The organism is Bacillus sp. 05T22 (assembly GCF_056396765.1).
Genome location: NZ_JBFTMC010000042.1, coordinates 21,644 through 31,154 on the forward strand (window position 1 = coordinate 21,644; position 9,511 = coordinate 31,154).

9 protein-coding genes are annotated in these 9,511 nt (G+C 35.0%); 7 read left to right on the forward strand and 2 right to left on the reverse strand.

All coding sequences use genetic code 11. The features are described from left to right. Window positions 1-96: 96 nt before the first annotated feature. The 5 genes from sipW to calY all read left to right on the forward strand — a co-directional run bounded on the left by sipW (window position 97) and on the right by calY (window position 4,177). Window positions 97-672 carry a signal peptidase I SipW gene (sipW, locus tag AC1DIT_RS14305; RefSeq protein ID WP_476998247.1) on the forward strand — a complete coding sequence of 192 codons (576 nt, stop codon included), beginning with the start codon at window positions 97-99 and terminating at the stop codon, window positions 670-672. Window positions 673-1,022: 350 nt separating this feature from the next. Further along, window positions 1,023-1,856 (forward strand): DUF4047 domain-containing protein, encoded by an 834-nt coding sequence (locus AC1DIT_RS14310; RefSeq protein WP_016113887.1) that lies wholly within the window; start codon window positions 1,023-1,025, stop codon window positions 1,854-1,856. A 161-nt stretch (window positions 1,857-2,017) separates the two neighbouring features. Next, window positions 2,018-2,608, forward strand: a complete 591-nt coding sequence (locus AC1DIT_RS14315) for a CalY family protein (protein WP_016113888.1) — start codon at window positions 2,018-2,020, stop codon at window positions 2,606-2,608. A gap of 73 nt (window positions 2,609-2,681) precedes the next feature. Next, a complete protein-coding gene (locus AC1DIT_RS14320) occupies window positions 2,682-3,350 on the forward strand; it encodes a TasA family protein (RefSeq protein WP_016113889.1) in 669 nt (222 codons plus the stop codon). Between the two features lie 233 nt (window positions 3,351-3,583). Then, on the forward strand, window positions 3,584-4,177 hold the full coding sequence (gene calY, locus AC1DIT_RS14325; protein WP_016113890.1) for a biofilm matrix protein CalY: 594 nt from the start codon (window positions 3,584-3,586) through the stop codon (window positions 4,175-4,177). A 96-nt stretch (window positions 4,178-4,273) separates the two neighbouring features. Here the strand turns inward: calY and AC1DIT_RS14330 are convergent, their stop codons facing one another. Both AC1DIT_RS14330 and AC1DIT_RS14335 read right to left on the reverse strand, forming a co-directional pair. Then, entirely contained in the window at window positions 4,274-4,597 is a 324-nt protein-coding gene (locus AC1DIT_RS14330) for a helix-turn-helix domain-containing protein (RefSeq protein WP_016113891.1), read from the reverse strand. A 90-nt stretch (window positions 4,598-4,687) separates the two neighbouring features. Next, window positions 4,688-4,819 carry an anti-repressor SinI family protein gene (locus AC1DIT_RS14335; protein ID WP_016113892.1) on the reverse strand — a complete coding sequence of 44 codons (132 nt, stop codon included), beginning with the start codon at window positions 4,817-4,819 and terminating at the stop codon, window positions 4,688-4,690. Window positions 4,820-5,186: 367 nt separating this feature from the next. On the opposite strand from AC1DIT_RS14335, the gene AC1DIT_RS14340 reads away from it, so the two are divergent. Next, complete coding sequence (locus AC1DIT_RS14340; RefSeq protein WP_016113893.1) at window positions 5,187-7,574, forward strand: immune inhibitor A domain-containing protein; 2,388 nt, start codon at window positions 5,187-5,189, stop codon at window positions 7,572-7,574. A 324-nt stretch (window positions 7,575-7,898) separates the two neighbouring features. Then, window positions 7,899-9,266, forward strand: a complete 1,368-nt coding sequence (locus AC1DIT_RS14345) for an aldehyde dehydrogenase (RefSeq protein ID WP_016113894.1) — start codon at window positions 7,899-7,901, stop codon at window positions 9,264-9,266. The last annotated feature ends 245 nt before the right edge of the window (window positions 9,267-9,511 follow it).

The following is a 9,511-nucleotide window of genomic DNA, read 5'->3' on the forward strand; positions in this document are numbered from 1 at the left end:
CGTTCATTATAGTATTAATTTGGGTTCTCTTTTAAGAACATCTTAGGATATCCTAGTTTTTACGTGCATATACATAATAAAGAGGAGGAGATACAGATGAAACTAGTTTGGAAGATTATGAGTAACGTCATTTCATTTGTTTTATTTGCGTTAATGGTTTTTTTAGCGTTTATTGTCATCTCATCAAAAGCAAGCGGCGGGGATCCGACTGTAATGGGATATCAATTTAAAACAGTACTATCTGGATCGATGGAACCAACATTTTTAACARGATCAATTATTGCAATCGAACCAACGAAAGATGGATCTAAATATAAAAAAGACGATGTAATTACTTTTAAAGAAAGCGATAAAAAAATTGTAACTCACCGTATTATTGATGTGAAAAACGTAAATGGGAAAGTAATGTATGAAACAAAAGGTGACAATAATAATGGCCCGGATTTAAAACCAGTCTTAGCAGAAAATGTTATTGGGAAATATGGAAATATTACAGTTCCATATGTGGGATATTTGTTGAATTATGCGAATTCAAAAGCAGGAGCAGCCTTACTTTTAATTATTCCAGGCATATGTTTACTTGGGTACTCTGCAATTTCTATTTTTAGTGCAATCCGTAGCATTGATAGCGAAAAGAAAAAGAAATCTGCAGATGTAGGACAATCTGTATAATTCCGTTATTTTCTCCATTTTAGAGATTATAAATATAAAGATATTATTGGGGAAACCTTCAATACTAGTTAATAATGATGCACAGCAAACAGTTGGTAGAGAGAAATAATTATATAAATAGGCTATCAAATTGATAGTCTATTTATATATATTATTTTCGAACTATTATACGGAGATATGTATACGAGAGATTAGATTGATGGAATTAGGTTTTTTACCACGCGAAAAGGTCATGTGTAACAAAAATGTAAAAAAATACTATATTTTTTATTTCATTTTCGGATTTTATTCTATATAATGAAATTATGTTCTTTATAGAGAATTGAATACGAGTAATGGGAGAGGTTGGAATGATGAAATCATCAAAAAAAATAAAAACAATACTCATGTTACCATGTATGTGTTCAATAGCTTTCTATATGGGATCACAAGTAGTTACGTATACAGAGGCTGCTTTTGTAAATGAGACAAAAATACATTCTACTGTTTCAACTGCAATTGTATTTCCAAAAACGATTGATACTTTGGTGAAAGAAGCAGAGCAGCATGAGAATTTGATTTTAAATGGAGCTGAAGGAATGAATCAGGAAACACAAGCTGATTCTGTAGAAGTACTCGAACAAAAAGCGCAGCAATGGAGAGAACAGTTTGAAAAAGTGAAAGTGGAACGTGAAGCCTTGCAACACATATATACAGAAATAGAAGATTATTATAAGCAATCAGTAGAAAATGTAAGAGTAAATAATAGCGATTCAAGTAAGCAAGTGCTTCAATATGTACAAGCGAGTTTTACTAAAGTAGGGAGTATTAAGGATAATGTTGATAAGAAAATATCAGTACAAAAAATGGAAGAATTTATTCTAACCCTACAAAAGAAAATAGAAGAGAAAAAAGCGCAACAGGTTAATAACACGTCTGGAAAAACAGAGCAAGAACAAGTCGTACCTTCTTCTGAGCAAAAAGAGTCAAACAGCCAGGAAGAAATAAAGCAACCATCAAACCCTAAACAAGAACAAGTCGTACCTTCTTCTGAGCAAAAAGAGTCAAACAGCCAGGAAGAAATAAAACAACCATCAAAACAAGAACAAGTTGTACCTTCTTCTGAGCAAAAAAAATCAAATAAACAAGAAGAAATAAAGCAACCATCAAACCCTAAACAAGAACAAGTCAATCAAGCTCAATAAGCGAAAAAGACCAATCCAGTATTACAACAGCCTGAAGAGAATAAAGAAGAAGTGCAGAAACAAGATTCAAGCGCTGTACATGAAAACCACTGATTTTTGGGTTATACCTTCTACAAATGTAGAGGTTAACATAAAAAAATGAAGTTCAGGGGGAATACGGAATGGGAATTAAGAAAAAATTAGGAATGGGTGTTGCATCAGCTGCGTTAGGACTATCTTTAATTGGTGGAGGAACATTTGCATACTTTAGTGATAAGGAAGTATCAAATAATACATTTGCAGCAGGTACATTAGATCTTTCTGTAGATCCAACTACGATTATTGATGTTAATAATATTAAGCCAGGGGATAAAATGACACGTGACTTTAAGCTTGTCAATAATGGTTCATTAGATATAAAAACTGTGAAATTATTAACTAATTATAATGTAATAGATTCAAAAGGAGATAATTCAGAAGACTTTGGTAAGCATATCCGTGTGAATTTCTTCTGGAATTGGGATAAATTAAGTGAGCCTATTTTCTCAACGACATTGGCTGATTTAAAAGCTATGTCTCCAGATGCAGTGGAAGAAAGTATTTTTGCAGGTTGGTTTGCTGAAAAGGGTGGTTTGAAGCATGGTGATTCCGACTATCTTTGGGTACAATATGAATTTGTAGATAATAAGCAAGATCAAAATCAATTCCAAGGTGATAAACTTGAGTTGAAATGGACATTTGAAGCAGAACAAACAGAAGGGTCAGAAAAATAATAGGATTGATAGAAAAAAGGTAGGTTTTTCCTGCCTTTTTTTCATACCAATTCTTGTTATATGAGGGATGTACATGAATAAGAAGTGGTTATTTATCATGAGTATATGTCTGATTCTAGTAGTTTTCATTGGTATTACAAAAAATATTGACCAAGTGTATGCAGAGGAGCGGCGAGAAATAGATATAAGCCTTGAGCCAAAAGAAGTACTATTTCATGTTTTAAATATGAAGCCAGGAGACTGGGCAAATCGAAGTATACGTATTAGTAATGAAGGAACAAAGAAATTATCATATAGTATAAAGAGCGAGGCTTCAGAGGGGTCTACGAAATTATATGAAGCTCTTACGGTCACTGTAAAAGATAAACAAGGAGTGCTGTACGAAGGAAGTCTAAAAGAACTTCAAAGTATGGAAAAGCGTACATTAGCAGTTGATAGAACTGACGAGCTTATCTATACGATACATGTTCCTAAAGAGTTAGGAAATGAGTATCAAGGATTACAAACAATGGTGAAATTTCTTTTTTATGCGGAAGAGCCAAACGGAAATGGTGCGGGTACAGAAAATGAAACGGGAAGCAATCAAATGCAACCTCCTGCATCCATAGATTCTAATAGTAACTGGCAGCTGCCACGTACAGGTGTGCAACAAAGCAGTATGGTTTTAATAGGAATTGGTTTAGTGGGGTGTGGGCTTTATTTTTATAAAAGGTATATTCAAATGAAGTATAGGAAGGATTAAGTCTTTTTAAGGATGAATAGAGAATAGTTTCAAAATTAATATTATTTTATAGTTGCAATTACACCTATATGTTCTTTATAATGAACGTATAGGTAGCTTTTTAAAGAACAGATAAATTCAAGGGGTATTGTACATACATTGGCCGTAGAAAAATAACAGGCGTTCGATTGGTTATACCTCTTATCCTACATTAAGAGATAACAATAAAAAAAAATAGCTAGGGGGAATTTACAGTGAGTTTAAAGAAAAAATTAGGTATGGGAGTCGCTTCAGCGGCATTGGGATTATCTTTAATCGGTGGAGGAACATTCGCTTACTTTAGTGACAAAGAAGTATCGAACAATACGTTTGCAGCGGGTACATTAGATCTTACTTTGGACCCTCAAACAATTGTAGATATTAAGGACCTTAAACCAGGCGATTCTGTTAAGAAAGAATTCTTATTAAAGAACAGCGGCACGTTAGCAATTAAAGATGTTAAATTAGCAACGAAGTACTCAGTTACAGATGCGAAAGGCGATAACGCTGGGGAAGATTTCGGTAAGCATATTAAAGTGAAATTTATTTGGAACTGGGATAAACAAAGCGAGCCTGTATATGAAACAACATTAGCAGATTTACAAAATGCTGATCCAGATCTTCTAGCAAAAGACATCTTTGCTCCAGAGTGGGGTGAAAAAGGTGGCTTAGAAGCTGGAACAGAAGACTACCTGTGGGTACAATTTGTATTTGAAGAAAATGGTAAAGATCAAAATAAATTCCAAGGCGATAAATTAAACTTAGAATGGACATTCAATGCAAGCCAAACTGAAGGCGAAGAGAGATAATCAATAAGGAAATAACAAACAAAAAAGCGGGGATTCCCCGCTTTTTTTGTAAATAAAAAAAGAGCGCCCCCCAGTATGCACTCCTCCTTGTATATATTATTCCTGGTTTTTCTTCCATTTTGTAAACTCTAAAAATTCACGGAATTGCTCTTTTGAGACACCGGAGTTCATAGCTTCTTTGACGAGGTGTGTCCATTCCGAATCCAATTGGTTTTCGGATGATGTTTCGTCATGAAGGAGTGTGTCCACTGGTATTTTCAGAACATTCGCAATTTTTTCAAGAAATTGAATGGAAGGGTTCTTTTGTAAATTACGTTCAATGGAACTAATATAAGACTTTGCAACACCTGCTTTTTCAGCAAGTTCTGTTAAAGAAATCCCTCTTTGCAACCGAAGGCGTTTTATACGTTCTCCTATCATCTTTGTGCACCTTTCTGTAAGTATGTAGTCGGCTTATGATGTCATTATTATAACACAAATTTCGTTAAAAAGAACGCCTCTGCTACGCTGCTAGTTTCTGGTAGGCTGGTTCATACGTTGGAAAAAGTGTTCGATATCTTGAATAGCGATCCCAGCATCTAAAGCTTCAAGCATTAAATCAATCCAATCCTGATCTAGCGTATCTGCCTTTTGTTTGTACAAAGTGTATTCCTCCCTAATGTGTAATGAATCGTACAAAATAAACAACCTTTTAAACACATTATAATATTTCAAAAAGTTAATTTGGTAAAAATAATGTTAATTTATTGTATATTTTGTAGGTAACACTAATAAAAAGTTACTAGTTTGTCATTCTATAAAGAAATTGTAATAGTTTTATCAAAAATTATCAATATCTTCAGAAATAACTGATATATAGAGGGATATTTTTGTGAAAAATATGTTATTTTTACAAACGTGTTACAAAAGTTACAAAATAGCACAAAATCAAACAAAATATTGAAAAGTTACTGAATTTTTATTATTATCTAAATATTGGTACATATTTTATTGGGGGAGGAAAAAAGGGATGAAAAAGAAACCGTTTAAAGTGTTATCAACACTTGCTGTAGCAGCTGTTCTTGGCTGCTCGTTTGGGGCTGGTAGCCAGTCTGTTTATGCAGAAACACCTGCAAAAACAGTACCTACAAGCCCGATTGATGATCATTTAATTCCAGAAGAGCGCTTAGCTAATGCTCTTAAAAACCGAGGAGTAATTGATTCATCAGCTTCAAATGAAGAGACAAAGAAAGCTGTCGAAAAGTATGTAGAGAAAAAGAAGGGTGACAAACCTGGAAAAGAAGAAACGACTGGGGATTCTGTTACAAAAGAAGCGTCTGATTTCCTGAAGAAGGTTAAAGATGCAAAGGCAGATACAAAAGAAAAATTAGAAACACCAGCAAATGGAAATGAAGCTGGAGCAGTTCCCGTTAAAGGCGCATTAAATGGTAAAGTGCCAACTACTTCTGCAAAGGCAAAAGAGTATAATGGAAACGTTCGTAAAGACAAAGTACTTGTTTTACTTGTAGAGTATGCTGATTTCAAACATAATAATATCGATAAAGAGCCTGGTTATATGTATTCTAGTGATTTTAACCAAGAACATTATCAAAAAATGTTATTTGGTAACGAACCATTTAAATTAGAAGATGGGACAAGCATTGAAACATTTAAGAAATATTATGAAGAACAATCTGGCGGTAGCTATACAGTAGATGGAACGGTTACAAAGTGGTTAACAGTTCCAGGTAAAGCGTCTGATTACGGTGCAGATGCTGGAGACGGCCATGATAATAAAGGCCCACTAGGACCTCGTGACCTGATCAAAGATGCATTAAAAGCAGCGGTAGATAGCGGTCTTGATTTATCAGAATTCGATCAATTTGATCAATATGATGTAAATAAAGATGGCAATCAAAATCAACCAGATGGCTTGATCGACCACTTAATGGTTATCCATGCTGGTGTTGGACAAGAAGCTGGTGGCGGTAAATTGGGTGATGATGCAATTTGGTCACATCGTTGGACAGTTGGTCAAAAACCATATGAAATAGAAGGTACAAAATCAAAAGTACCATACTGGAATGGCAAAATGGCAGCGTTTGACTACACAATTGAACCAGAAGATGGAGCGGTCGGTGTATTCGCGCATGAATATGGTCATGATTTAGGTCTTCCAGATGAGTATGATACAAAATATTCTGGCGGCGGCGAGCCAGTTCAGTCATGGTCTATTATGAGTGGTGGTAGCTGGGCTGGTGAAATTGCTGGAACAACGCCAACAAGTTTCTCTCCGCAAAACAAAGAGTTCTTCCAAAAAACAATTGGTGGAAACTGGGCGAATATTGTGGAATTAGATTATGAGAAGTTAAACCGAGGAATTGGTTATGCAACATACCTAGATCAAAGTGTAACAAAAACGGCTCGTCCAGGTATGATCCGTGTTAATTTACCGGATAAAGATGTAAAAGGAATTCAACCTGCGTTTGGTAAGAAGTACTACTATAGTACAAAAGGTGATGATCTTCATACAACATTAGAAACACCTTTATTTGATTTAACAAATGCAACAAATGCAAAGTTTGATTACAAATCATTATATGAAATTGAAACAGACTATGATTTCTTAGAAGTACATGCAGTAGCAGAAGATGGATCGAAAACATTAATCGATACAATTGGTAATAAAAATGTAAAAGGTGGTGCAGATACCACTCTTGGAAAATGGGTAGACAAATCTTATGATTTAAGCCAATTTAAAGGTAAGAAAGTGAAGCTTGTATTTGAATATATTACGGATGGTGGTTTAGCATTAGATGGATTTACTCTTGATAATGCAACATTAACAGTAGATGGTAATGTTGTATTCTCTGATGATGCAGAAGGTACACCAAAATTCAAACTAGATGGCTTCATTGCTTCTAATGGAATTGAAAAGAAAAAGCACAACTACTATGTAGAGTGGAGAAACTATGCTGGTGCTGACGAAGCGTTAAAATATGCTCGCGGTCCAGTATATAACACAGGTATGGTTGTATGGTATGCAGACTCAAGCTATACAGATAACTGGGTTGGCGTGCATCCAGGATACGGATTCCTTGGTGTAGTTGATTCTCATCCTGAAGCAATTGCAGGAACTTTAAATGGTAAGCCAACATTTAAAGATAGCACACGTTATCAAATTGCTGATGCAGCGTTCTCTTTCGATCAAACACCGGCATGGAAAGTTGTATCACAACCTCGTGGAACATTTGAATACAGTGGACTACCAGGTGTTGCGAAGTTCGACGATTCTAAAGCTTATATTAATAAGCAAATTCCAGATGCAGGACGCATTTTACCAAAACTTGGCCTGAAATTTGAAGTAGTTGGCCAATCGGATGATAAGTCTGCAGGTGCAGTTCGCTTATATCGTTAATTATGAAGAAGCTGTTGAAGGTTTTCCTTTCAACAGCTTTTTTTATGAGCAAATGTATTTTATATGAAATGCAAACTCGTATATAATTAAACTTTAAGAATAGGAAAATGTTAAGTAAAAGGTGGAATATATATTGAAGAACCAATATAAACCCTTTTTAAGGTGATAGAGAGCATCCGTCCAAGCGTAGAAGCGGTCAGATCTTTTTCCTGCCCCATGCCAAGTGAAAACAAAGAGAGAAAATGAGTGTAGGTCACTTTTTGTTTTCGTAACAGTAATGTATATGTTGAAATAGCAATGTAAATATAGAAGGAGGGATAATAGATGGATATCACTTCTATTGTGAACGAGCAAAAGTCATATTTTTATAAAGGTCACACAAGAAATATAGAAGAAAGAAAGCAACATTTAAAAAGATTATATGAAGGGATTCAGCGTTTTGAATCTGATATTTTTCAAGCGTTAAAATTGGATTTAAATAAATCAGATCATGAATCATTTACGACAGAGGTTGGATACGTATTAAAGGAGATTTCCTTTTTAATGAAACATCTTTCTTCATGGAGTAAGCCAAAGCGCGTTCGTACAGCACTTACACACATTGGTTCGAAGGGGAAAGTCGTTCCAGAGCCTTACGGTGTTACTCTTATAATGGCTCCGTGGAATTATCCCTTTCAACTTGCGATTGCACCCCTTGTAGGGGCAATAGCCGCTGGAAACACGGTTGTATTAAAGCCGTCAGAATTGACACCTAATGTTTCTAGTCTTCTTGCAAATATGTTACAAGAGTTATTTCCGGCTGAACTTGTTGCGGTTGTTGAAGGCGGTATTGAGGAGAGTACAGCACTGTTAAAAGAGCCGTTTGATTATATTTTTTTCACCGGTAGCGTTGGAGTGGGTAAAATTGTTATGGAGGCGGCAGCTAAAAGTTTGATTCCCCTTACGTTAGAGCTTGGTGGAAAGAGCCCATGTATTGTGCATAATGATGCAAAGTTAGAAATAGCAGCAAGGCGCATAGTTTGGGGGAAATTCTTGAATGCGGGACAAACATGTGTTGCGCCTGATTACATATATGTTCATTCTTCTGTAAAAGAACAATTTATTGAAGCACTACGAATTGAAATTAAAAATCAATATGGCGAAAAACCACTGCAAAATGAAAATTACGTTCGGATTGTCAGTAAACGTCATTTTGAAAGATTATGTTCTTTCTTACAAGATGGCAGGGTGGAAATTGGTGGGAAATATAATGAAGAAACGCTGCATATTGAGCCTAGTATTGTAACGAATATTACATGGCAGGATTCCGTTATGGAAGATGAAATTTTCGGTCCAATTTTGCCGATTATAGAGTATGAGAAAATAGAAGACATCATTGAAAGAATTCAGCGACAACCTAAATCATTAGCTTTATATGTATTTTCAGAGAGTAAAGAAATTCAAAGACAAATTACACGTAATATCTCATATGGCGGTGGGTGTATAAATGACGTTGTATATCATCTTGCTACGCCATATCTACCCTTTGGTGGTGTTGGGAGCAGTGGATTAGGAAGTTATCATGGAAAACAAAGTTTTCGCACATTTTCACACTATAAAAGCATTTTGTCCCAATCTACAGTATTTGATATGAAAATTCGTTATTCTTCTACAAAAAGTGCTTTAAAATTCATACGAAAGTTGTTAAAATGATGATGGTGTTTATCAGTAGGCGTAGCCGTATGATAAAAACCCCTTCTCACCTGAAGGGGTTTTTCTGTTCGACATATGTATCATGGGAAAATGAATCAAACATACTACATAAAGAATAGATAAGGACGCTGTTAAACAATCGTTTTTGTTTGGATCGAAACAAAAGAATTGATAGAAAACTAATATTTATTCATGAATATAAAGATTAAAAATTTGAGGTAGATAGGACGGGAAAATGAAAAAGA

Excerpts from the sequence above, each read along its gene's own strand:
- AC1DIT_RS14310 (WP_016113887.1), top strand. The coding sequence starts at position 1,023 with ATGATGAAATCATCAAAAAAAATAAAAACAATACTCATGTTACCATGT.
- AC1DIT_RS14315 (WP_016113888.1), top strand. The coding sequence starts at position 2,018 with ATGGGAATTAAGAAAAAATTAGGAATGGGTGTTGCATCAGCTGCGTTA.
- AC1DIT_RS14320 (WP_016113889.1), top strand. The coding sequence starts at position 2,682 with ATGAATAAGAAGTGGTTATTTATCATGAGTATATGTCTGATTCTAGTA.
- AC1DIT_RS14330 (WP_016113891.1), bottom strand. The coding sequence starts at position 4,597 with ATGATAGGAGAACGTATAAAACGCCTTCGGTTGCAAAGAGGGATTTCT.
- AC1DIT_RS14340 (WP_016113893.1), top strand. The coding sequence starts at position 5,187 with ATGAAAAAGAAACCGTTTAAAGTGTTATCAACACTTGCTGTAGCAGCT.
- AC1DIT_RS14345 (WP_016113894.1), top strand. The coding sequence starts at position 7,899 with ATGGATATCACTTCTATTGTGAACGAGCAAAAGTCATATTTTTATAAA.